Here is a 21,814-nt window from a genome sequence, read left to right as displayed (position 1 = left end):
ACTAGTTAGTTTGAAGTTCGTTGTGGAGTTAATTCTTCTCGTTCGATCATAACAACTTTAGCTGTTAGATCAGCTAACCTTTTATAGAAATCTAGCTTTGCTCTGTTCTGAATTTGCTCTTTAAAAGGTGAGATCCATTTACTTAAATGAGAGTGATTAAACTTGGTAAGTGTATTTAGATACCTCAATTCATTCGTTTCAACATATTGAAAGTATAGAAAATACACAAATTCCAGCTCGACTTTAATATGATCAGCAACATCTTTAAAGTCTTCTGACATTGTAATACCAGCTTCCCGATAGATCTCTTCAGCATATCGAGTTGATTCACCTTGAAGTTGACGTCCACTTTCTAGATAAATAGAGCTGTAGGGTGGTGCTAGCACATCGAAAGGTCCAATAAACAATTTAGCATGTTCGACGGCTAAAGCTGTTAAACTTGCGTCTTCCTGGTAAAGATCACTAAACTCTTTATCTAGCACTTCCCCGTATGTGACAAGGTCAGGGTAAAGAGTTTGTAGACTATCTTTTAATGGATCGAACAACTCCAGCATATCCTGATTTGGTTTGTTAAATAATTCAGACAAGACCTTATATAGATTTGCCTTCTGTTGAAAAACTCCTAGTTTACTTCCCATACCTTAGTCACTTCCTCTTTCATCTAGTTTGTAACTCTTAGAAACTTCTAAGATAAAATACTTTTGGTTTTGTTCCGAGATCTTCTCTTAAACCTTTATGGTTATGTCTTAATAACTCATGAATTTTATCGTTAGGGTCGTTAAGGTCGCCGACATAACGGGCTTCTGCTGGACATCTAGATACACAATATGGTTGCTCGCCACGATCTAAACGATGATCACACATTTGGCACTTTTCCACAATGCCCCGGTATCGAATCGCTTCGTAATTAAAATCACGTTCAGGGTTGTAATAAGGAACTGCTGTGCCGATTTTCTCTTTAATTTCAGCAGGAGAAGCCGACATCTCACTCCAAGCTTCTTTTTCGTTCCAGTATTGATGAGGATCTTTCTTATTGAATGAAATAACCCCATAAGGACAGGACGCCATGCAACTTTTACAGCCAATACATTTATCTGCGTTGTGTAAGGTTAAACCATTTTCATCCTTGTACATTGCTGTTACTGGACAAGCTTTCACACATGGTGCATTGTCACAATGGTTACATAGAGTTGGAATGTACTCATATCTCACATTCGGAAACTTCCCAGATTCGTTGATAATATGATGAGACCAGTTCATTCCGGTATCTGTATTATTCTCACTTTTACAGGCAATTGAACATGCTGCGCAGCCGATACATGACTGCAGGTCAATTGTCATTGCATAATTTTTAGCCACAACCGTCACCTCCGTACTTTTTTAAAGTTCTATTAAACTTTTTCTATTTTCACTCGTGTTTGACCACCGTGTCGTGCTCCACTACCACTCATCGCTTCATGAACTGGTGCTAAAATTATATTGTTATTTGCACCACGAGCAATTTGTTTTTTGCGGTCTAATGAAGCAATGTGACCATAAGCCCAGTGACCTTGACCGTAACACTTACTTACAATGCCAGGACGCGTTCCTTCCCAGAGCTTTGCTTTTACTGTAATCGTACCTGTTGGCGTTGTTAACTTCACCATATCTCCATTGACAACTCCGAGATTTTTAGCATCAATTGGGTTTATTTTCACGACATCATCCCAAGCTTCGTCACCTGGATCGGCATCTTTAAATTCTTGATACCAGGAACAGTTTGCAGAACGCGCTTCACGATTTAATTTTGAACGATGCTCCGTGAAAATGAATGGATACTCGTTTTCATCACCAACACGATACGCTGGCTCGTAGTGAGGTACGAACGCGAATTCGCCGCGTTCTGTTTGCATTGCTGCTTCCATCACTTCGTCGATCGATACGTTATGTTTTTCAGCGTGACCTTCTAAGGCTAGTTTCAACGTTTCGCTATAAAATTCAAATTGACCAGTAGCTGTTCCCCAATTCCCATCATATTTTTTATAGAATTGATATGGGATCGAGTTCCAAGTTCCAAGTTGCTTATATTCTTCCCAACCGTTAATCTTGTCACCTTTCTTTTCTACTGAAGGGTCCCATACAGGTTGAGTGTACATTTTTACGGCAATTTCATTAAATTCAGACCCATTTTCAGGTTTCTTACCACTTTCAGGATCTTTGAATTCATTTCGATAATAATTGATTAAATTTGAAAAACCTTTTCTTTCTAACGCTTCAGCTAGCATCCAAGGAATTTCAGTCTCATCAATCTTTACATCAAATGGCGAGTCAATAATTTTGTTTTGTAAATGAAGATGTGTGTGTAAGTTACCGTTACTACCACGAACCGCCCCTAAAGCCTCAAACATATGATGTGCACAAGGTAAGACGATATCAGCAAAATGTGTTTGTTCGGCTGGATTAACTGTTAGATGGACATGGAAAGGAAGTTTCGCTAAAGCTTCATCCCAACGATCTGTTCCTTGGTTACTAAAGTTAAAGTTCGTCCAGTAGCTGATGACGACTTTTAAGTCATATGGATCACCGCTTAAAATCGCGTCGGCTAATGTATTGGTTAATTTTACTCCACCTGATTTACCTGCGTTTAAAGCAGGATAGGCTAGTTTTCCTCCACGGTCAGCTCGCGGCATTGCAATTCCAGTCGCTGCAATATCATCAAGATATGGTGTGAAGTCTGGAAAATCATTTTTCGGACAACTTTCTCCTCCAGAAATAACTCCTCCAACACCATCAGCAGAGCCGACCAAGCCATTTAGAGCTGCTTGCGCTAATGCTGTATACCCACCACGAACAGCCATGCTTGAACCAGGTGATGAGAACGAAATCGCTTTAGGTGCAGCATTACCAAACTCTCTAGCGACACGGTAAATTTGCTCAGCTGGAATTCCACATCTTTCTGCCGCCCACTCAGGTGTAGCATCTTTAAGAGCAATATTCCACCATTTCACGACACCGTGGGTTTGAATTTCTTCAAAATCATCCTCACGTACAGTTCGACCAGCGATGAAACGATTTACACCGTCTTTAAAGTCACCTACAAACGGTTTGTACCATAAGCCTTCTGTTAAGAGGACGTGGGCAATTGCTACTGCTATTGCTCCATCTTCACCTGGAATTACTGGTAGCCATTCATCTGCTTTTGCCGCTGTTGTTGAAAATCTAGGATCAACACAAACAAGCTTTGCTTGGTCCTTTAGCTTGCCAAAGATACTTGCAGTGTGAGGAACTTGACGATTGGAAGCAATCGGATCTGCCCCCCATAAAATTTCATAAAAAGTATTTTCATGATCATAATCAGCGTAACCCCAATAGGCTTCAGTGTAGTAACGGCCAAATTTCTCTGACTCTGCACAAATTGATGAGTGAGAAACATTGTTTGGAGTTCCAATTATCTTTGGTAAACTTCCATAAAGAATATCGTTTACTGCGGTGTAACGTCCACGCCATACTGAGAATTTGTGTGTTTCATTGTTGTCACGTAATTCCATAATTTTCTCAGCAATTGTATCCATTGCTTCTTCCCATGTGATCGGAACAAATCCTGGATCTTCATTCCTACCTTTTTTCGGGTTTGTTCGCTTCATTGGTTGTTTGACACGATCTGGATCATACACTTGCTGTAAGGCAATATGGGAGCGAACACAGGCATGACCATGGTTTGCCTTCGCATTTGGATTACCTCTCACTTTTGTGGCACGACCATTAACACGATAAACTTGCACTGCACACCATGCTGTACAACCTTGACACGTACTTGCTATCCATTCACCTTGTGGTTCATTTTTACCAGAAGCCTCTGTTGTTTTCGTAAAGGCGTTCAACACAGGTTTTGTTTGACTAGCACCTGCAACGAAAAGTCCACTAGCTGCTGATAGTTTTAAGAAATTCCTTCTATTTACATTCACAAGATCCACCTCCATTTGGTAATTATTACTTTTCTATTTCTTTTCAAAATCCTCATCTTGAGTTAATTCTTTTGTCGATTTCTTAAATTCCTTCAATGTGTCTCCAAGTGCCCTCCCCATTTCTGGAAGCTTTTTGGGACCGAAAATAATAAGTGCGATAACTAGGATTAAGACCAAACCTGGAATGCCGATGTTTGTTAACATAGAGATTTCCTCCTTAACTTAGGATTTTAGTTTCGTTTCCCTCCTTATTGGACTACACGTCGTTACTTATCATTAATGTAAAAAAGATCACAAGCGTTTACGTAGAGGATTTTTTTTTTTCAAAAAAGGTTGCCTGTGTTCTTTTGTTACTCTTATATTGCATCAGTTGTGACATTAATCACTATCAGCAAAAAAGATACCGCTTGTAGGGAAATTACGTAATTGTGAATAAGAAAATCCCTACACTCAAAAACGTTTATAAATCAACGTTTGTAAGAGTAGGGATTTTTATTTTCTTTCATAAATTATGTATTTTCACAAATAGTTCATTTTTTATATATCAAAACAAGAGGATGCCCAAATTATTGGACATCCTCTTGAAATACTTCCTCTTAGTAGCCGTAGCCTACGTAAGAAGCTCCGATAATTACTAAAAGAATAAACAATACTACGATTAACGCAAAACCAGCGCCTAATCCATGATGAGCGTGAGACATGTTCACATACACCCCTTTTATTTTTTTGTGGTTAAACACCACTTAAAATACTATATTCAAAACATCCAGAATGTGATTAGGCCTTTGGCTTATTTCTTCATTTTTAACAAAAAATCTCATCATGGCTACTCTTAGCCAGATGAGATAATTTTTTTATAACTCTTCCATAACCTTTAGTACTGTTTTGATGTTTTCTCCAAGTAAATAATCAACTTCGATTACCATATTTGATGTTTCAGGGTTCACGCCAACATAACCTCTTTCGTACCGCTTAATTTGGTTTCCTTCAATATCAATAAAACCAAATTTTTCCCCAAATTCTGCTTCGTAGTCCGTTAAGAACTCAAAGTGATCTAACTGAAACGTACTCTGTACAAGGCTATGTTCTTCTGGACTTGACAAGCTAATTGCGTATAGTTTTACATTAGGTAATTTATCGATATTATTGTTCAGCTCAACTAGCTGATGAATGCAAAGTTGTCAGCCAACTCCTGTGAAGTAAGCGTAAATTGTTTTTCCGTTTGGAGTAATTGTCACCATATTACCTTCTATATCTGGAAGCGCCAGATCAAAATTAGCTTGGTTATATTGCATGTCTTCTTTACTAATAACTTCTTTTTTGTCTTCCTCTGCTCCGCAGCCTACGAGAGCGATGATTAAGACAAGAAAAGTTACGGCTAAGATTTTGCGCATTTTAATGTCCCCTTATTTAGTCATTTTTTATAGATAGCCTATCCAAACAGGCAAAAAGAGCTTGCCTTTAGGAAATACCCCTATATGCACTATACCGCTTTTTTTGCTTCTAAACAACAGAGTTACTTGTTTTGTCAAAAGAAGCTAGCTAGTATAATGTTGCGATCAGAAAAGAAAGAACTCATCTGCATCAAGTAACAATTTTATGTTTTGCTTCGTCTCGTCAAACTTCGGCTACCAATACCTATGCACGTAGATTTTAAAGTAGAGAAACGTTTGTTAGTTTTGCATTTCAATTTTTAACCTCATTGTAAAACTTCTAACCTCTTTTTCGCTCTTCAAAATATAAACTTTCTTCTTTTTTTTGCGAAAAGCTTCTATTCTTTCTGCCATAGTTTTCTTTCGTTGGTTGTATGTCTTGACAATAAATTTTATAAACTTCCAATCAAGTTTCTCTGCGCAGCCATCTGCCATATCTGGTCTATTTTTTCCGATATTAGTAATCCATCTTTTCACAACTCGATATAAGCATATTGATAATGGAAGTTCAATATAAACAATGGTGTCAGCCTTTTCTGCTCTAATATCAAAGGAATTGCTATAATTACCTTCAATAATCCACTTTTCTTTTTGTACATTCTCTTGTTGGCTAGCACGGAATTCATCCAACGGGGATTCCACCCAACCCGGACGCCAATAAAGTCGATCTAAATGAATCACTTCTATTTCTAATTCTTCCCCTAACCTCCTTGCCAAGGTTGATTTCCCTGCACCCGCTGAAACACCTATCACCATAATCCGCTTCACTTCTGGTTCACCTCCAAAAATTTTACAGAATACTAGTTTAACTTAACAACTGGAAAAAGTCTCAGATTACCTTCCTGCAGTGCAGTGTTAAAAAGAGTATTATAAAAAAATTTATTCAGTTCGATAATCAGTTACTGGCAAAACAGCTTCGATAAAGATAGAATAAGTTTTGAAAAGGAGCGATTTATTATGGCAAAAAACATACATATTGGGATTATTGGCTTAGGAGCGATTGGTGAACGATTAATTAAAAGTTTCGAGACTAGAGACGACATTGTAGTTTCGGCTTTTTGCGATACGTCTGAGACACGCTTAAAAGAAATGGCTGAAGCTTTTAACGTAATTAATTTGTTCACTGATTATAATGAACTTTTGAGATTTACTGAAATTGACGCTGTTTATGTAGCTGTTCCACCAAAATTCCACGAAGAAATTGTCCTTGCCTCCATAAAAGCTGGCAAACATATTTTGTGTGAAAAGCCGTTAGCAAACTCTGTAGAGGAAGCAAATCGGATGTTAGCAGCTGTTCAAAAAACAACGCTTGTTCACGCGATGCATTTCCCATTAAATTATCAAGCTAGTTTGCAACAGTTTGAAAAAATGGTTAACGATGGCTATATCGGCGAGTTGCGTCGCATCAATCTAAAAATGCATTTCCCTCACTGGCCACGATTATGGCAACAAAGCGATTGGGTAGCCGGACGTGAGCAAGGTGGGTATGTACTAGAAGTAGGTGTTCATTGGATCCAAGCGATCCAACGAATATTTGGACCAGTGAGTGAAGTTCGATCTAAATTGCAATCTCCTGAAGATCCTTCCCTATGTGAAAATGGAATTATCGCAGAGATGAAACTAGCAAATGGAGTTTCCGTTTTAATTGATGGGTTAAGTAATATTGGCGGTGAAGAACAGCTTGAGTTCGCTGCTTACGGCACTAAAGGCACAATTTTGCTCCGCAACTGGCGACAGCTTCTAGTCGCAAAAAGTGGCGAGGAGTTAACAGAGTTAGCAGTTAAGGAAGATAGTAGCCTTGATTTAATTTCCGAGTTTGCAAAAGCTGTTCATGGGCAACAAGCTGAACTCTATGACTTTTCTGATGGATATAATGCCCAAATCGTCTTAGAAGCATTACGCCATCCACAACATGATGATTGGCAAAAACTAATCTAATAGCTCGTTAGCCGCTTGAAACTGGTGATTTATCTATCAAGCGGCTTTTTTTTGTGGCTTCTGCGCCATTATTTTTCGAGAGCAACGCAAAAAAGCCGGAAGAGCACTTCAATGCGCATTCCAAGCTTTTTCTAAATTTCACTACTTAAAAGTCCAACTACAAAATGTATTACTTTAAAAGTCCTACTAACTGAAGACCATGTAAAATTCCGTCCTCATTGACATGTTTTGTTACATGCTTTGCCACTTTCTTCACTTCATCATGGGCGTTCCCCATTGCTACACTATTTTTTACAAACGACAGCATTTCAATATCGTTTAAGCCATCTCCAAAAGCATAAATCTGATCGCTATTTAAACCAAAGTGGTTAATGACTCTCTCAATTCCTTTTGCCTTTGAGCCGCCTGCTGGTAATATATCAGTTGATACTTGATGCCAACGGATAAACTGAAATTGATTAAATTTATCAATATAAGCTTGTTCAGCATCATCTTTACAGAATAATAAAGTTTGGTAAATCTCTTTATTTTCTATATAAGTAAGATCATGTTTTGGATGAGTAAACTTTAAAGTTCCCATACTTTCCACAATAAATGGATCATACTCGTTACTAGCTCGCATATCTTCATGGTCCATAAATACCAGACTATGATCAGATGTCCCTGCAAAATTAGTCAACTCCCTTAGAGTTTCTCTATGCAATGGATTTTTATAGATAACTTCTCCATTAGCAACAACATATTGCCCATTGAATGAAACATACGTATCAATTTCTAACTCTTCACGTAAATCTTTGTACATAAACGGGGCTCTCCCCGTCGCTATCGCAATTTGATGACCAGCTTTCTTTAAGTCTGCTATAGCCTCTTTCGTAGAACTCGGCAATTCCTTTTCTTCGTTTAACAGCGTCCCATCTATATCAAAAAAGATCATTTTTTTATTCCTTCTTTCACTAAAATTATTCTACTATTGTAACGTTTTAAGTCTGACAAATCCATTCATAATTATCTTTTTTTTGGAAAAAATAGGTCTATCTAATGAAATGGAGGAAAAGAAATGACTAATTTAAAATGGCCTCAGTTCCCAGAACCATATTGGCGCAAAAATTTAGAACTCCCTTCTTTTAAAAGCCTAGAAGAGGATATAACAACTGACGTTACAATTATTGGGGGTGGAATTACCGGCATTACTGCAGGTTTTTTACTATCTCAAAAAGGGGTAAAAGTAGCAATTATTGAAGCAGGAAATCTATTAAACGGGACAACTGGACATACGACAGCAAAGGTCACGGCACAACATGGGATTATTTATGATGAATTTATTAGTCATTTTGGTGAGGAAAAAGCAAAACAGTACTACTTAGCAAATGACAGTGCTCGTGCTTTCATTAAAGATACGGTTCAACAGCTCGGGATTGATTGCGATTTCAAAGAGCATGACGCCTATATTTATACCAACTCAGACAAAGAGTTAAGCAAGCTTGAAAAGGAAGCTAAAGCTTACGAAAAGCTTGGTATTCCAGGATCTTTAGTAGATGAAATGCCACTAAAGTCATTACCAATGAAAAAAGCCCTTGTTATGAAAGGACAAGCACAGTTTCATCCGCTAAAATATCTGTTCCCACTTGTAGAGAGCATACTTAAAAATGGCGGGCAAATATTTGAAAAGACAACTGCGGTTGATATTGAAGAAGGCACTCATCCAAAAGTTAAGACCAGAAACGGTAAAACGCTAACAAGCAAAAACGTCTTCTGTTGTTCGCACTACCCTTTTTACGATGCGGCAGGTTTCTATTTTGCGAGAATGTATCAAGAACGATCTTATATCGTTGCTGTTAAAAGCAATGAACCATATCCAGGCGGTATGTACATTAGTGCAGAAACACCGACACGCTCAGTAAGGACAACTCCAATTGACGATGATAATCTTCTCTTGCTTAGTGGCGAGGGGCACAAAACTGGTCACGGCATAAATACGATGAAGCACTATGAAGCCCTTGCTAATTTCGGGAAAGAAGTGCTTGGGGTAACAGACGTTCACTATCGCTGGTCTGCTCAAGATATTTACACACTTGATAAGTTACCTTATATTGGACACTTTACATCTAGTTCAAAAAATATATACATTGCCACTGGTTATCGAAAATGGGGGATGACAAACGGTACTGCCGCAGCAATGATTTTGACTGATTTAATTACAAAAGGTACAAGCCCTTATGCTGAGCTTTATACACCTTCGCGGTTCAATGCTGATCCAGATATCAAGAGATTTATTGAGCATAATGCCGACGTCGCTTACCAACTTGTCAAAGGAAAGGTCGGAATGATTCATAAACATCTTGAAGATATCGCTATCGGAGAAGGAGCTCATGTTAGAATTGATGGTCAAAAATGCGGTGCTTACCGAGACGAAGAAGGGCAGTTACACGTTGTCGATTCCACTTGCAAACATTTAGGTTGTGAAGTCGAATGGAATGATGGTGATAAATCATGGGATTGCCCTTGTCACGGTTCTCGCTATTCAATAAATGGGGATATTATCGAAGGACCAACAGAATTATCGTTGAAAAAGGTAGATTTTTGAAAACTGAATGTGAACAAGATATTAAATAGTGAATAAATAAGGCTGTCCTATAAGTTTAGCGCACCTCCTGCTACTTTAATAGAAATGGATGTTCGACACAATCTATTTATCGTAGACGAGGTGGCTAAGCCTTTAAATAGGACAGCCTATTAATTATTAATGACTATGACTACCATGGCCACCGTGGCCAGCTCCATCAGCTGGAACAATCTCTAGCATTTCATCGATAAAACCTTGAACTTTAAATCGGACAAGGTCCTCGTCCCCTACTAAATAAGCATGGTTGTAAGGTCCTTCTGTAGGTTCATGTTCAAACGTAGGTTTTAACTGTGCTAAATAGTTGTGCATTTCTTCTGAAAAATCCCCTTCAGCTAACCATACCATCGGAGCATGTTTACCTAAGTGAGCAAATGGGGCAGCGGTAATCGCTAGCTCTGGGAATTGCGTAGATAACATCACTAAACCATGACCTGGACCAACAACTTCCCAGCCAAAATTCGTAACAGGATCTCGATACTTTGCGAATTCAATGGAAACTTGTTCTGGTGTTTCACCGTCAATTCGGGTTACTTTACCATACTCACCGAGTTGGTCTACTACTTCTTGAGATATGACACTCTTAGGTCCAACTACATATATTGCGGCATCTCCATTTCTTTTTTGTAATGCAGTCTTTGTCGCTTCTGGAATATCATTCTCAGTTACAAAAAGCAATGGCTCATCCATGTGGGTAATCCAACTTCCAGTTGGAATAGAGAATAGCTTCCCTGCCTCGTCCATGGAACCAATAATTACGCTATTTGGAATATTGTTAGTCAATTCTGCATAGAGGCTATCAATTTCATTAGCGAACGCAGCTGGTTCTACTTCTTCAATCGACATCATTTCATAGCCACTTAATTTTTCTAATTCACCTTCATTTAAAGTACCCATCACCATAATTTGTGTACCATTAATATTCCCTTTTGGTTGCAGTCTCTCAATTTCAGCAAGGATTATTGATGGTATTTCACCGTTTTTCGTAAATAACAGTGGACCGTCATTTGGATGATGAACTAAATTCAAACTTGCTAAAGCTAGCTGCCAATTTTCAAAAGGGGCTAACATAATTGTTCCTGGTTGATTTGCAGTATGTGTTGCTGGCCAAATCATCTGTGATGTCATCACAGAAATTTCAAGTGGGTCACTACTGTTTAAGCGCGTGACGTTTTTCGTATTAAAATGTAACAACCCACTAGAATTTACTTCAGCTGAGCTCTCATGACCTTCATGCTTAGACACCGTATCCTCCTTCTCAGCTTCTTTATTGTGATCTGTGCCATGGTCGTTTGAACACCCAATAAAAAAGCTTATCGAAAATAAAGCTATCGTTATTAAAAATAATTTTTTCATTTTTAATTCCTCCCTTTCTACAGTAATTATAGTGCTTAGTTTTGAAGAAAGTATGAAGAAAATGTGGCTAGTCCGAAAACATCTAGTATTATTCTGAAAATTTGAACATAATCATAAAAATATATAGAAATATCTGAAAATTATGTTATAGTAATATTTATCACTTAAAATTTAAAGATTTAAGGAGGAAATTAGTGATGGATCAATTAAATTCAAATCGCGAACAATGGAATTCCAGGCTTGGGTTTATTTTAGCAGCTATGGGGTCAGCGGTAGGATTAGGTAACATTTGGCGGTTCTCTTATGTTACCGGAGAAAATGGTGGAGCGGCATTTTTACTCGTATACCTACTTTGTATTATTGCAATTGGTATTCCGATTATTATGGCTGAGTTCACAATTGGTAGAAAAGCTCAAAGTGACGCTGTCGGCTCTTTTGAAAAACTTGCACCAGGAAAACCTTGGATTGTTGCCGGTTTTATGGGAGTTGCTTCTGCATTTATTATTTTATCCTTTTATGGAGTCGTCGCAGGTTGGACTGTTAAGTACTTTTTTAGTTATTTAACTGGTGGGTTTGCAGTTGAAAATGATGCCCAATACGGGGACGTATTTGTTGGCTTTATTACAAGTACGTATGAGCCACTTTTATGGCAATTCTTGTTTATGGCTTTAACAATCGGAATTGTATTTATGGGTGTAAAAAAGGGAATCGAAGCTTCAAATAAAATTTTAATGCCATTATTAGCTATTTTAGTTATTATTCTTGCAGGTTATAGTTTAACGTTAGGGGGAGCAAGTGAAGCACTATCTTTCTTATTTTCACCAGATTGGAGTAAGTTAGCAGATCCAAACGTCTACTTAGCAGCGCTTGGGCAAGCATTTTTCTCCTTAAGTCTAGGTATGGGTGCATTAATCACTTATGGTAGTTACTTGTCTAATAAGGAAAAGTTACCTGGGGCAGCTCTTGGTGTAGCCACATTAGATACTGGATTTGCGATCATCTCGGGACTAATGATTTTCCCAGCAGTATTTGCTTTTGGTATTAACCCTGGAGATGGACCTGGCCTTGTATTTGTTACATTACCTGGAATTTTCGATAGCATTGCCTTTGGTACGTTATTTGGATTTGCATTCTTCTTCTTATTAGCTGCGGCAGCTTTATCATCTGCTATTTCATTACTAGAAGTAGCTGTTGCCTATTTTATTCGGAAGTTTAGTTGGTCACGGCAGAAAGCTTCGCTTATTGTCGGTGGCGTTATTTTCCTACTAGGAGTTCCTTCATCTTTAGGAATTGGGCCATTATCAGACATCACGTTCTTTGGAAAAGATATTCTTGATAGCATGGACTTTATCGCTTCAAATATCCTACTTCCACTTGGTGGCCTAATTATTGCCTTATTTATGGGCTGGGGCTGGAAGAAATCTGATGCCCTTGCCGATTCAGATTTTGGCGATACGGCTTTAGGTAATGCATGGATCTTTACATTACGATATGTTGCTCCAGTTGCAATCTTCCTTATTTTCCTAGCATCAACTGGCCTTCTTAAACTAATTCTTGGCCTATTTTCATAATAAGCCCAAAGCAACACATTGCTAGACTAGTAAAACTCATTATCTTGTAATATTCACATAAAGCCGATCAGAAAAGACTGATCGGCTTTGTTTCTGTTTATTTTTTTCTTACAAATAAAAAATGACTCAGATTAAAATCACCTGTTTGACTCGTCTTCACGTTTTTATTTAAGTTTAAGCTGTTCCCTTAAGGAATGGTTAACAAAATACTTAGGATAATAACCGCTTAACACATTAACGACATTTTGAGCTGTTTTTCGCTTCAGCTCTTCTTGTGCTTCCTCTGAATACCAACCGACATGTGGATTAAGAATGACATTATCCATTTTCATGAGCGGATTATCTTTCGATATTGGTTCTACTTCTACAACGTCCAATGCCGCCCCTGCAATTGTCCCTTCTTGTAAGGCTTTAATTAATGCTTTTTCATCGATTACAGGTCCTCTTGCCGTATTAATAATAAATGCTTCTTGTTTCATTAACTTAAATTGGGCAGTAGTAATCATACCAGTTGTTTTCTCGTTAAGTGGAGCATGTACGGAAATATAATCTGCTTGTTTACAAAGCTCGTCTAAACTAACTAATTGAACGTTTAGTTGCTTGGCCACCTCTTCATTAACAAATGGATCGAACGCAAGCACTTCTAATCCAAAGGCTTGAGCCTTACTAGCCAACGCTTGAGGGATTTGACCAAACCCAACTAAGCCCAACACTCGCCCTCTTAACCGATAGATTGGGACTCCTACATTAAAATCCCAAATCCCTTCTTTTACAGCTTTATCTAAGTGAACTACTTTTCTAGCTGCGCTCATTAAGAGGGCAAACGCGTGATCAGAAACCTCATCTATACAATAGTCTGTTACATTACTGACAATAATTCCTTTTTCAGTTGCTGCATCAACATCTATGGTGTTTACTCCCACACCATAGCGGGCGATGACTTTACATTTCTCAAGTTTTTCTATTACCTTTCTTGTAATTGGTGCATATTGATTTATTAATCCATCGGCATCTTTACACGCTTCAATGACATCTTCCTCTGTCCGACATTGAGCCGTAGTTAATTCAATTCCAATTTCTTTTAGTACTTCTTGTTCAGTAGCTAAACTCTTATATTCATAATCGGTGACAACTACTTTAAACATGCTGTTCGCTCCTTAGCCTAGCCTAGAATAGCTAGTAATATCGTTATAGTAAAAATACTAACAACCGTTGTCATTAATGTAATCGCGGATACGAGTCTTGGTTGTGCATTGAATTGAACTGCATACATAACAATTGTTGCTGCAGAAGGCATCGCTGCAGACACAATGAGTACTTTTGCGAGTAACGGGTCAAACGGGAATAGCAATGTAATCAGATAAGCAATGAATGGTGAAATGATTAGTCTTACTATTACTCCGTATGAAATATGTCCCCATTCAAACTTCGACCATTTAATATTAGCAAGCTGCATCCCTAAGATGATCATCACGGTTGGAATCGTTGCATCTGCGATAATATCGATTGTTTGAAAAAGATTGTTAGGAATTTTTAGTTGAAAACCTTTTAGCAAAAGGGCAATAATTACCGCATACGTAGCAGGCATTTCAAAAACTGATTTTATTGCCACTCCAATGGTAGCTTTACCTCTTGCAGCATAATAAACTCCGAAAAAATTCATAATAATGGCTTGTAAAACTAAAAACGATACAGAGTAGGCAAAACCAATATCTCCATATGCAAATAAAATAATTGGTGCCCCGTAGTTTCCTGAATTCATAAAAGCGGTAGAGAGAATAAGACCACTCTCAATGGATTGGTTATATTTTCGAATTCTTGCATAAATCACATTGATAACTATAATCGTAATTAGTAAAATGGCGGAAAAAATGACCATATAGAAATATTGCATATCTAATTCGGCTGAATAAAAAACACGGAAGACTAAGCACGGTGTCATGACGTAAATGGCTACGGTTGATATCGATTTAATATCAAGCCTTTTCCAAATTTGAACTAAGTAACCAAATAAAAACACTAAGATTACAGGCAGTACTACTTGAAAAAATATTTCCATATTTTACCTCTCGTGTCGCCATTAGAGCTATTTAATAGCTTTTCAATGTAGTTTCGAGCGCTTTAACGGAACTACATATTGTATCTTATTGACGATAATATAGAATTTGAAATTCATTACATTCATAAAGTATGAAAGAAAAACGGTTGGAAGACCCTACCGTTTTTCTTTCATTTCTTAGGTTAAATATTTTTCGATCTCTTCTACCGCTAGGTCGCAATCATCACCAACGGCTCGAATGAATAATTTATCTCCATTTTGCAGTTGTAGTGTAATTAAACCGAGGAAACTTTTTAAATTGACTTCAACAATCATCCCTCTCACCTGTTTTTTAAGAAAAATCTCAGATTTAAGTGGTTGAATTGACTTGCTTAAATCAGTGATTGTTTGGTCTTCAGAAATGTTTACAATAATATCTTTAGTACATTCTTTCTCCATTTTCAGCTTCAATCCTTCTATATTATATTTTTATAAGAAAAACAGTGAAATTTGAGGCAAGAAAATTACGATAAATAATGTAAATACCATTACTAAGAAGAACGGTACAATAGCTTTTGATAAAGCTTCTATTGATAATCCTGATATGCCCGAACCAACAAATAGATTTACTCCGAGTGGAGGTGTTATAAAACCAATTGCTAAGTTTAACACCATAATAATTCCAAAATGAACTGGATCATAGCCAATGTTGATTGCAATTGGTAATAAGATTGGTGTTAAAATAATTATCGCTGCCAACGTATCCATAAAGCATCCTACGATTAGGAGTAATAATGTAATTAATAGGATAATTACAATTGGACTTTCTGAAACTGATAACATCGCTTGAGCCACTTGATTCGGAATTTGTTGAATAGTTAACAGACGACCAAATGCTGTAGCTGTTCCAACAATAATTAATATTGTTGCTGTAGTTAGTGCGGAATTTGCGAGAACACTTGGTAAATCCTTAATTTTTAATTCTCTGTATAAAAGTAAGCCAGCAACTAAACCATAAACAACTGCTATAACAGCTGCTTCCGTCGGTGTAAAGATGCCGCCGTATATCCCACCTAAAATAATAATTGGAATTAATAACGCCCATTTGGCATCCCAAACTGATTTGGCAATACCACTTATTGATGTTTTTTCATCTAGGCCAGTATAGCCCATTTTTTTAGAGTAGAAATATGCATAAACAATTAATGCAAAACCAACTAATAGTCCTGGAATTATACCAGCAATAAACATGTTAGCAATTGAAACGTTCCCAACTACACCATAGATGACCATCGGAATACTTGGTGGAATAATAACTCCTAATGATCCCGCGGCACAAACAACAGCCGTTGCAAATCGCTTGTCATAGCCTTGACGCACCATTGCAGGGATCATAATTCCACCAATAGCTGCAACTGTTGCAGGACCTGAACCAGAAATTGCTGCGAAAAACATACAAGTGATGATTGTGGCAATAGCAAAACCACCTGTCTTGTTACCAACTAGGGAGTTTGCAACGCGGAAGAGGCGTTCAGAAATTCCGCCTTTACCCATAATCTCACCAGCTAAAATAAAAAACGGTACAGCCATTAGTGGAAATGAGTCAACTGATGTAACTAATTCTTTTGCTAAGAATTCTAGTGGTAGTGAACCGGAATATAAAATTGTCACAAGTGTGGATAAACCAAGAGCGATACCAATTGGAACACTTAATAGTAGAAATAATGCAAATGAAATAAATAAAACTGCTGCTACCATCTTTTAGCCCTCCTACTCTTCCTGTAGTTTTTCTTGTGTTGTTTTTATTTCCAATTCACCATCACCGAACAATGCTTTAAATTGTTTAATTAAGTTCTGGATGATACGAATGGCCGCTAGTCCCATCCCAACCGGTGCCGCTAAATAAACGAAGCCCATTGGAATTTGATTTGCAGGCGATTTTTGACCTAATTCAAGAATTGTCATGGCTATACCTGATCCATAACGAATAACGAACAAACAGAAAGACAAAAACAGTAAATTTGAGATAATTGTAAGAACTAATCTTCCTCTTTCTTTAAATAACAGTAAAAGAACATCGACTTTAATATGACGTTGTTTCTTAACCCCGTAACTAATTCCAATATAAACAAGCCAAATGAAACTATAACGAGCTAATTCCTCAGACCATGAGAGTGACGCATCAAAGACGTAACGCATAATAACTTGTAAGAAAATAACAGAAACCATTATTACTGAAAAGACAACAAGAATTACTTCTTCAGTATGATCATCAAACCATTTCAGTACTTTCATCTATTTCCTCTCCTTTTTACAAAATACATATCCTCTATAATGAAGATCATAGAACCTTCTCTGCTCTGCATCAGCATGACATCTAGCTAAATGGGAATATGAAACTTCAATCGTTTTTAAGGAAAGCACAACTGTTTACCTTAGAATTGACTTGCCAACATTCATGAAAGCACAGACCCCAGTTTTCCTTATCCTTTTCTAAAGTACGAACAGATAAACACTTGTGCTTTCCAAAATTTATTAGTAAGAGAAGGTGCCATGCACCCTCTCTTCGATTTATTATTATTGTTGCGCTTCTGCTACTGCTTGGAATACTGCATCTACTACATCTCTACCAATTTGATCAGCAAATTTTTCAATTACAGGTGCAACTGTGTCCACCATTTCTTGACGAGCTTCTGGAGAAACTTCAGTGAATGTCATTCCCTCAGCTTGTAAGTTCGCTAAATACTCAGCCGCAGTTTCACGGTTCATATTACGTTGGTATGCTCCTGCTTCATAAGCTGCGTTTGTAACGATTTCTTGGTGCTCTGGAGTTAACCCATCAAAGAATGATTTGCTCACTAGGAATACCCATGGGCTATAAATATGGTGAGTATCAGAAACGTACTGTTGAACTTCATAAAACTTTTGTAAATAGATTGTCGCATAAGGGTTTTCTTGTCCATCAACTGTACCTTGTTGCATTGCCGCAAATAACTCTGTGAATGCCATTGGCGTTGGATTTGCTCCAAGTGCACGGAATGCTTCTAAATGTAACTGGTTTTCCATTGTACGTATCTTTAAGCCTTTAAAGTCATCAACAGTTGCAACAGGGTGTCTACTGTTTGTTAAATCACGGAAACCATTCTCCCAGTAACCTAAACCAACCAATCTTTGATCAGCTAATCTTGATAATAGTTCTTCTCCTACTTCTCCTCCTAATACAGCGTCTGCTACTTCCTCATTAGGGAATAAAAACGGGATATCGAACACACTAAATTCCGGAATAAAGTTAGCAATTACTGCTGTAGAAGGAATTGTAATCTCCTGAGAACCAAGTTGCAGGGCTTCTGTCATTGTACGATCGTCGCCAAGCTGTCCACTATGGTATGTTTCTACAATGATCGCACCGTTTGTTTGCTCTTCTACGAGTTCCTTAAATTTAACTAACCCTTTGTACTGTGGATGTTGGTCATTAAGACCGATCCCTGCGCGCATTGTTTTTACTTCTGTTGGTGCTTCTGTCGTAGTATCTCCACCAGGAGCTGGTGTTTCCGGTGTAGGAGTAGCGCCTCCCCCACAGCCTACGATACCTAGTGCTAAGATTGCTGTGCTAAGAAATAATCCTAATTTTTTTTTCATTTTTAAATTTCCTCCTTGATTTTCTCATTTATTAAACTGAATAAAAATTAGTTCAGTTGTAACAATGTTAGCGTTTACATGTAATTGCAAAAAGTATGATCTCACCAAATTCATTTCTTAATGCAATAACTACTTTAGATGGCGAAGTCCTACCTTCGAAATTATCTTCTACCCTCCTCAAATATCTTCCATTTCTAGAAATTATGCTCTAGTTTACTTTCTGCATAATTGCCAATTCTTATTACAACCGATTATGAAACTTTATTTCTTTTTTGATCGTTTGAAAGAAAATTCCTTACAAAACTAATTATATGATAAATTATTTCTTTTTCAATACTTTTTATGAAAAAATATTTTTTTATTTTCGGTTATCATATATTATAGATAGTAGAAATACTTTTCTTAGGAGTGAAAATACGTATGGTTCAAACGCATTGCATTGCCCGAATAAAATCTTCATATGCAGATTTCAGTGATAAAGAAAAACAAATTGCAGATTATGTTATGAGTAACCCCAAAAAAATTGTTCATTCAACGATTAGTCAGGTAGCTGAAGATTTAGGTTTAGCTGAAGCAACAGTTTTTCGATTTTGTAAGCGGATCGGATTTAAAGGCTATCAAGCAATGAAAATTGCTTTAGCTTCTGAAGTAGTCAATTTAATGGATGATATTCACGAGAAAATTAAGATAGGTGATAGCGAAAAAGAAGTAGCCGAGAAGGTTTTCAAAGCAAACATTAGAACATTAGAAGAAACGTTACGAATTATTGAGAAAGATCATTTTAAGGAAGCGGTACAAGCCATCCTAAACGCTAATAAAATTGAATTTTATGGAAATGGCGGCTCAGGGTCTGTTGCAGAAGATGCTCATCACAAATTTTTACGAACCGGTTTGCAAAGTGTGGCTTATAGTGATTCCCACTTACAAATCATGTCAGCTGCCTTACTCAACAAAAATGATGTCGCTGTGTTAATTTCTCATTCTGGCTCAAACAAAGACATGCTTGAAGCACTTGAGGTAGCAAAGAATGCTGGGGCATTTACGATTGCTATTACTACTTTAGCTAAATCACCTCTCAGCCAAGGAGCAGATATTACCCTTTTTACCGTCAGTGATGAAACTGAGTACCGTTCAGAAGCATTGTCATCAAGACTTGCACAATTAAGTATTATCGATGCTCTCTATGTAAACATTAGTATTGCGAGAAAAGAAACAATGAAAAATTCGTTACAGAGAATTAGGTCAGCTATTTCATTAAAACGTCTATAAAAGGATGTGCCTTAATTATGGAAAAATACGTTATCGGATTAGATATCGGAACTACCAGTGCAAAAGCAGTTTTATTTCGAAAAAATGGTCTTGTTGTCGGAGAAAGTGAAAGCCTTTACCCTGTTCACCACCCCCATCCTTCTTGGGCAGAGCAAGATCCTATCATCATAGAAAAAGCTGCTATTGAAGCGATCCGAACTGTTATTAAAAATGCTAATGCTGATAAGAGCCAAGTCACGGCGATCGGTCTATCAACGGCGATGCACTCTCTTATCTGCATTGACGACAATGACCAACCCCTCTCTCCGTCGATCATATGGGCAGACGGACGAAGTGTCGATCAAGCAAAACGACTTCGATTACAGACAGACATTTATTTAAAAACTGGGACACCTATTCATCCGATGTCTCCTCTTTGTAAACTGGTTTGGATGAAAGAAAACAACTATTTACCTTATGAAAATGCTAGTAAGTTCGTTTCTATAAAAGAATTTTTGTTATTAAGGTGGTTTGGTGAAGCTGTAGTTGATTATTCTGTTGCATCTGCAACTGGTTTATTTAATATCCATTCGTTTGACTGGGATGATGAGGTCCTTTTGGTTGCAGGGATTCGAAGAGAACAATTATCTAAACCAGTAGCTCCAACAACGATATGCCAAGGATTAAGTAACGAGCTCGCAAATGAAATGGGACTAGATATCAATACTCCGTTTGTTCTTGGCGGAAGTGATGGACCTTTAGCCAATTTAGGCATCGGTGCCATTGCCCCTGGTGATGTCGCTTTAACCGTTGGAACGAGTGGAGCGATTCGTCAAATGTCCGCAAAGCCAAAAACAGACGAACTACAAGAAATCTTTTGTTATGCTGTAACTGATGATCGTTGGATTATGGGTGGCCCTACAAACAATGGCGGGATTGTTTTCCAATGGCTTCGAGATGTGTTAGGGGAAAAAGAAGTAGCTCTAGCATTGCAACAAGGTGGAAATTCTTACGACTTATTAACAAAATTAGCTTCCGATGTTACTCCAGGGTCAAACGGCCTTCTCTTCTTACCGTTTTTAAACGGAGAACGTGCACCTTACTGGGATGCTAATGCTCGTGGAAGCTTAATTGGACTAACTTTGTCTCATAAGAAGGAGCATATAATTCGAGCCGGTTTAGAGGGAGTTGTTTATAGCCTCTATAGTGTCGGTGAGGCATTAGAACGACTTGCTGGACAACCTGTTAATTTATTTGCAAGTGGCGGCTTTGCCCGCTCACCACTCTGGTTACAAATGGTTGCCGATATTTTTGGCCATTCAGTGCAAGTACCTGAAAGTCACCAAAGTTCAGCTTGGGGTGCTGCTTGGTTTGCCCTCCTTGCAGTTGGTGAAGCCTCTTCTTTAGAAGGAATAAAGGAATCAATTCCGATGAAACAGACTTATGAGCCTAACGGTGAATCACATAAAATATACAAAGAACTATACGAGACCTACCGAGAGTTATATATGGCTTTAAAGCCACACTTTACAACACTAGCTAATTTTCAGCGAAAACACTAACAAAGAAGAGCATGTGTAAGTGTAGCTGACTTGATTAAAGCAAATCCAAATGACGACCCGTAAGAATTAACTTTGGGTTCACAAATAGTAATTCCACTATAAACTAGTATCCTATAAAAAGTCCTGCATCTCTTCATGCAGGACTTTTTATAATTATTAAATTAGTTATTATATCAAAAAAAATACCTACTAACTTTACATTGAGTAAATAAAGATTTTAATCCTCCATGCTTTTTTACTTTTTCTTGATTACTTCTTTTTTATTCTTATCTTCTTTCATTAATTCTACGTGTACGTGGAATTTTTTTTCATTAATTCTTTCTACACGGAGAACTACCCCTTTTCTTCCCTTAATTTTAATCCCTTGTCCTTCTGATGGTACCTCATTTAACAGCTGACTTAATAGAATATCGCTTTTTTCATAGTAAACAACATTTACCAATTCCTCACACCCATTTCGTTAAA

Annotated in this window: 22 protein-coding genes; 5 read left to right on the top strand and 17 right to left on the bottom strand. The window is 37.5% G+C overall.

Annotation, left to right across the window (positions count from 1 at the left end; genetic code table 11):
* Nucleotides 1–5 precede the first annotated feature (5 nt).
* The 8 genes from ACK4M9_RS06525 to ACK4M9_RS06490 all read right to left on the bottom strand — a co-directional run bounded on the left by ACK4M9_RS06525 (nt 6) and on the right by ACK4M9_RS06490 (nt 6,145).
* Nucleotides 6–638, bottom strand: a complete 633-nt coding sequence (locus ACK4M9_RS06525) for a TorD/DmsD family molecular chaperone (protein ID WP_409848801.1) — start codon at nt 636–638, stop codon at nt 6–8.
* A gap of 37 nt (nt 639–675) precedes the next feature.
* On the bottom strand, nt 676–1,359 hold the full coding sequence (locus ACK4M9_RS06520) for a 4Fe-4S dicluster domain-containing protein (protein WP_409848800.1): 684 nt from the start codon (nt 1,357–1,359) through the stop codon (nt 676–678).
* Nucleotides 1,360–1,391: 32 nt separating this feature from the next.
* Complete coding sequence (locus tag ACK4M9_RS06515) at nt 1,392–3,944, bottom strand: molybdopterin-dependent oxidoreductase (protein ID WP_409848799.1); 2,553 nt, start codon at nt 3,942–3,944, stop codon at nt 1,392–1,394.
* A gap of 33 nt (nt 3,945–3,977) precedes the next feature.
* A complete protein-coding gene (locus ACK4M9_RS06510; protein ID WP_409848798.1) occupies nt 3,978–4,148 on the bottom strand; it encodes a twin-arginine translocase TatA/TatE family subunit in 171 nt (56 codons plus the stop codon).
* Between the two features lie 392 nt (nt 4,149–4,540).
* Entirely contained in the window at nt 4,541–4,645 is a 105-nt protein-coding gene (locus ACK4M9_RS06505; protein WP_409848797.1) for a YjcZ family sporulation protein, read from the bottom strand.
* Nucleotides 4,646–4,798: 153 nt separating this feature from the next.
* Nucleotides 4,799–5,047 carry a hypothetical protein gene (locus ACK4M9_RS06500; RefSeq protein ID WP_409848796.1) on the bottom strand — a complete coding sequence of 83 codons (249 nt, stop codon included), beginning with the start codon at nt 5,045–5,047 and terminating at the stop codon, nt 4,799–4,801.
* Nucleotides 5,048–5,125: 78 nt separating this feature from the next.
* Nucleotides 5,126–5,338, bottom strand: coding sequence for a hypothetical protein (locus ACK4M9_RS06495; RefSeq protein WP_409848795.1), 213 nt, complete (start codon nt 5,336–5,338; stop codon nt 5,126–5,128).
* 279 nt (nt 5,339–5,617) lie between these two features.
* Nucleotides 5,618–6,145 carry a P-loop NTPase family protein gene (locus tag ACK4M9_RS06490; RefSeq protein WP_409848794.1) on the bottom strand — a complete coding sequence of 176 codons (528 nt, stop codon included), beginning with the start codon at nt 6,143–6,145 and terminating at the stop codon, nt 5,618–5,620.
* Between the two features lie 189 nt (nt 6,146–6,334).
* On the opposite strand from ACK4M9_RS06490, the gene ACK4M9_RS06485 reads away from it, so the two are divergent.
* Nucleotides 6,335–7,315, top strand: coding sequence for a Gfo/Idh/MocA family protein (locus ACK4M9_RS06485; protein WP_409848793.1), 981 nt, complete (start codon nt 6,335–6,337; stop codon nt 7,313–7,315).
* A gap of 169 nt (nt 7,316–7,484) precedes the next feature.
* Here the strand turns inward: ACK4M9_RS06485 and ACK4M9_RS06480 are convergent, their stop codons facing one another.
* Nucleotides 7,485–8,249 carry a Cof-type HAD-IIB family hydrolase gene (locus tag ACK4M9_RS06480; protein ID WP_409848792.1) on the bottom strand — a complete coding sequence of 255 codons (765 nt, stop codon included), beginning with the start codon at nt 8,247–8,249 and terminating at the stop codon, nt 7,485–7,487.
* Between the two features lie 123 nt (nt 8,250–8,372).
* Here ACK4M9_RS06480 and ACK4M9_RS06475 point away from each other — a divergent pair, with 123 nt between their 5' ends.
* The gene (locus ACK4M9_RS06475) at nt 8,373–9,899 is read left to right on the top strand and encodes an FAD-dependent oxidoreductase (protein WP_409848791.1); all 1,527 of its coding nucleotides are present in this window, start codon (nt 8,373–8,375) and stop codon (nt 9,897–9,899) included.
* Nucleotides 9,900–10,055: 156 nt separating this feature from the next.
* Here ACK4M9_RS06475 and ACK4M9_RS06470 read toward each other — a convergent pair whose 3' ends face one another.
* A complete protein-coding gene (locus ACK4M9_RS06470; RefSeq protein ID WP_409848790.1) occupies nt 10,056–11,291 on the bottom strand; it encodes a cell wall-binding repeat-containing protein in 1,236 nt (411 codons plus the stop codon).
* Between the two features lie 197 nt (nt 11,292–11,488).
* On the opposite strand from ACK4M9_RS06470, the gene ACK4M9_RS06465 reads away from it, so the two are divergent.
* The gene (locus tag ACK4M9_RS06465; protein ID WP_409848789.1) at nt 11,489–12,862 is read left to right on the top strand and encodes a sodium-dependent transporter; all 1,374 of its coding nucleotides are present in this window, start codon (nt 11,489–11,491) and stop codon (nt 12,860–12,862) included.
* A 164-nt stretch (nt 12,863–13,026) separates the two neighbouring features.
* Here ACK4M9_RS06465 and ACK4M9_RS06460 read toward each other — a convergent pair whose 3' ends face one another.
* From ACK4M9_RS06460 to ACK4M9_RS06435, 6 genes are all read right to left on the bottom strand, one after another.
* Entirely contained in the window at nt 13,027–14,007 is a 981-nt protein-coding gene (locus tag ACK4M9_RS06460) for a C-terminal binding protein (protein WP_409848788.1), read from the bottom strand.
* A gap of 17 nt (nt 14,008–14,024) precedes the next feature.
* On the bottom strand, nt 14,025–14,921 hold the full coding sequence (locus ACK4M9_RS06455) for an AEC family transporter (protein WP_409848787.1): 897 nt from the start codon (nt 14,919–14,921) through the stop codon (nt 14,025–14,027).
* Nucleotides 14,922–15,098: 177 nt separating this feature from the next.
* On the bottom strand, nt 15,099–15,359 hold the full coding sequence (locus tag ACK4M9_RS06450) for an HPr family phosphocarrier protein (RefSeq protein WP_409848786.1): 261 nt from the start codon (nt 15,357–15,359) through the stop codon (nt 15,099–15,101).
* A 30-nt stretch (nt 15,360–15,389) separates the two neighbouring features.
* Complete coding sequence (locus ACK4M9_RS06445; protein ID WP_409848785.1) at nt 15,390–16,658, bottom strand: TRAP transporter large permease; 1,269 nt, start codon at nt 16,656–16,658, stop codon at nt 15,390–15,392.
* A 12-nt stretch (nt 16,659–16,670) separates the two neighbouring features.
* Nucleotides 16,671–17,195: a TRAP transporter small permease gene (locus ACK4M9_RS06440; protein ID WP_409848784.1), complete on the bottom strand. Its 525-nt coding sequence runs from the start codon at nt 17,193–17,195 to the stop codon at nt 16,671–16,673.
* 282 nt (nt 17,196–17,477) lie between these two features.
* Nucleotides 17,478–18,539 carry a TRAP transporter substrate-binding protein gene (locus ACK4M9_RS06435; protein WP_409848783.1) on the bottom strand — a complete coding sequence of 354 codons (1,062 nt, stop codon included), beginning with the start codon at nt 18,537–18,539 and terminating at the stop codon, nt 17,478–17,480.
* A gap of 420 nt (nt 18,540–18,959) precedes the next feature.
* On the opposite strand from ACK4M9_RS06435, the gene ACK4M9_RS06430 reads away from it, so the two are divergent.
* Nucleotides 18,960–19,808, top strand: a complete 849-nt coding sequence (locus tag ACK4M9_RS06430; protein ID WP_409848782.1) for a MurR/RpiR family transcriptional regulator — start codon at nt 18,960–18,962, stop codon at nt 19,806–19,808.
* A gap of 17 nt (nt 19,809–19,825) precedes the next feature.
* Nucleotides 19,826–21,349, top strand: coding sequence for a gluconokinase (locus tag ACK4M9_RS06425; RefSeq protein ID WP_409848781.1), 1,524 nt, complete (start codon nt 19,826–19,828; stop codon nt 21,347–21,349).
* A 235-nt stretch (nt 21,350–21,584) separates the two neighbouring features.
* Here ACK4M9_RS06425 and ACK4M9_RS06420 read toward each other — a convergent pair whose 3' ends face one another.
* Nucleotides 21,585–21,791, bottom strand: a complete 207-nt coding sequence (locus ACK4M9_RS06420; protein ID WP_409848780.1) for a hypothetical protein — start codon at nt 21,789–21,791, stop codon at nt 21,585–21,587.
* Nucleotides 21,792–21,814: the final 23 nt, after the last annotated feature.

The sequence above is a fragment of the Anaerobacillus sp. genome (assembly GCF_046314235.1).
GTDB lineage: Bacteria > Bacillota > Bacilli > Bacillales > Anaerobacillaceae > Anaerobacillus.
The sequence above is the reverse complement of the archived record's forward strand: the minus strand, read 5'-3'. Positions and strand labels throughout refer to the sequence as shown.

Bases quoted from the DNA above. Each gene is read 5' to 3' on its own strand.
- ACK4M9_RS06525 (WP_409848801.1), bottom strand. From the start codon at position 638: ATGGGAAGTAAACTAGGAGTTTTTCAACAGAAGGCAAATCTATATAAG.
- ACK4M9_RS06510 (WP_409848798.1), bottom strand. From the start codon at position 4,148: ATGTTAACAAACATCGGCATTCCAGGTTTGGTCTTAATCCTAGTTATC.
- ACK4M9_RS06505 (WP_409848797.1), bottom strand. From the start codon at position 4,645: ATGTCTCACGCTCATCATGGATTAGGCGCTGGTTTTGCGTTAATCGTA.
- ACK4M9_RS06495 (WP_409848795.1), bottom strand. From the start codon at position 5,338: ATGCGCAAAATCTTAGCCGTAACTTTTCTTGTCTTAATCATCGCTCTC.
- ACK4M9_RS06485 (WP_409848793.1), top strand. From the start codon at position 6,335: ATGGCAAAAAACATACATATTGGGATTATTGGCTTAGGAGCGATTGGT.
- ACK4M9_RS06480 (WP_409848792.1), bottom strand. From the start codon at position 8,249: ATGATCTTTTTTGATATAGATGGGACGCTGTTAAACGAAGAAAAGGAA.
- ACK4M9_RS06475 (WP_409848791.1), top strand. From the start codon at position 8,373: ATGACTAATTTAAAATGGCCTCAGTTCCCAGAACCATATTGGCGCAAA.
- ACK4M9_RS06470 (WP_409848790.1), bottom strand. From the start codon at position 11,291: ATGAAAAAATTATTTTTAATAACGATAGCTTTATTTTCGATAAGCTTT.
- ACK4M9_RS06465 (WP_409848789.1), top strand. From the start codon at position 11,489: ATGGATCAATTAAATTCAAATCGCGAACAATGGAATTCCAGGCTTGGG.
- ACK4M9_RS06460 (WP_409848788.1), bottom strand. From the start codon at position 14,007: ATGTTTAAAGTAGTTGTCACCGATTATGAATATAAGAGTTTAGCTACT.
- ACK4M9_RS06455 (WP_409848787.1), bottom strand. From the start codon at position 14,921: ATGGAAATATTTTTTCAAGTAGTACTGCCTGTAATCTTAGTGTTTTTA.
- ACK4M9_RS06450 (WP_409848786.1), bottom strand. From the start codon at position 15,359: ATGGAGAAAGAATGTACTAAAGATATTATTGTAAACATTTCTGAAGAC.
- ACK4M9_RS06445 (WP_409848785.1), bottom strand. From the start codon at position 16,658: ATGGTAGCAGCAGTTTTATTTATTTCATTTGCATTATTTCTACTATTA.
- ACK4M9_RS06440 (WP_409848784.1), bottom strand. From the start codon at position 17,195: ATGAAAGTACTGAAATGGTTTGATGATCATACTGAAGAAGTAATTCTT.
- ACK4M9_RS06435 (WP_409848783.1), bottom strand. From the start codon at position 18,539: ATGAAAAAAAAATTAGGATTATTTCTTAGCACAGCAATCTTAGCACTA.
- ACK4M9_RS06430 (WP_409848782.1), top strand. From the start codon at position 18,960: ATGGTTCAAACGCATTGCATTGCCCGAATAAAATCTTCATATGCAGAT.
- ACK4M9_RS06425 (WP_409848781.1), top strand. From the start codon at position 19,826: ATGGAAAAATACGTTATCGGATTAGATATCGGAACTACCAGTGCAAAA.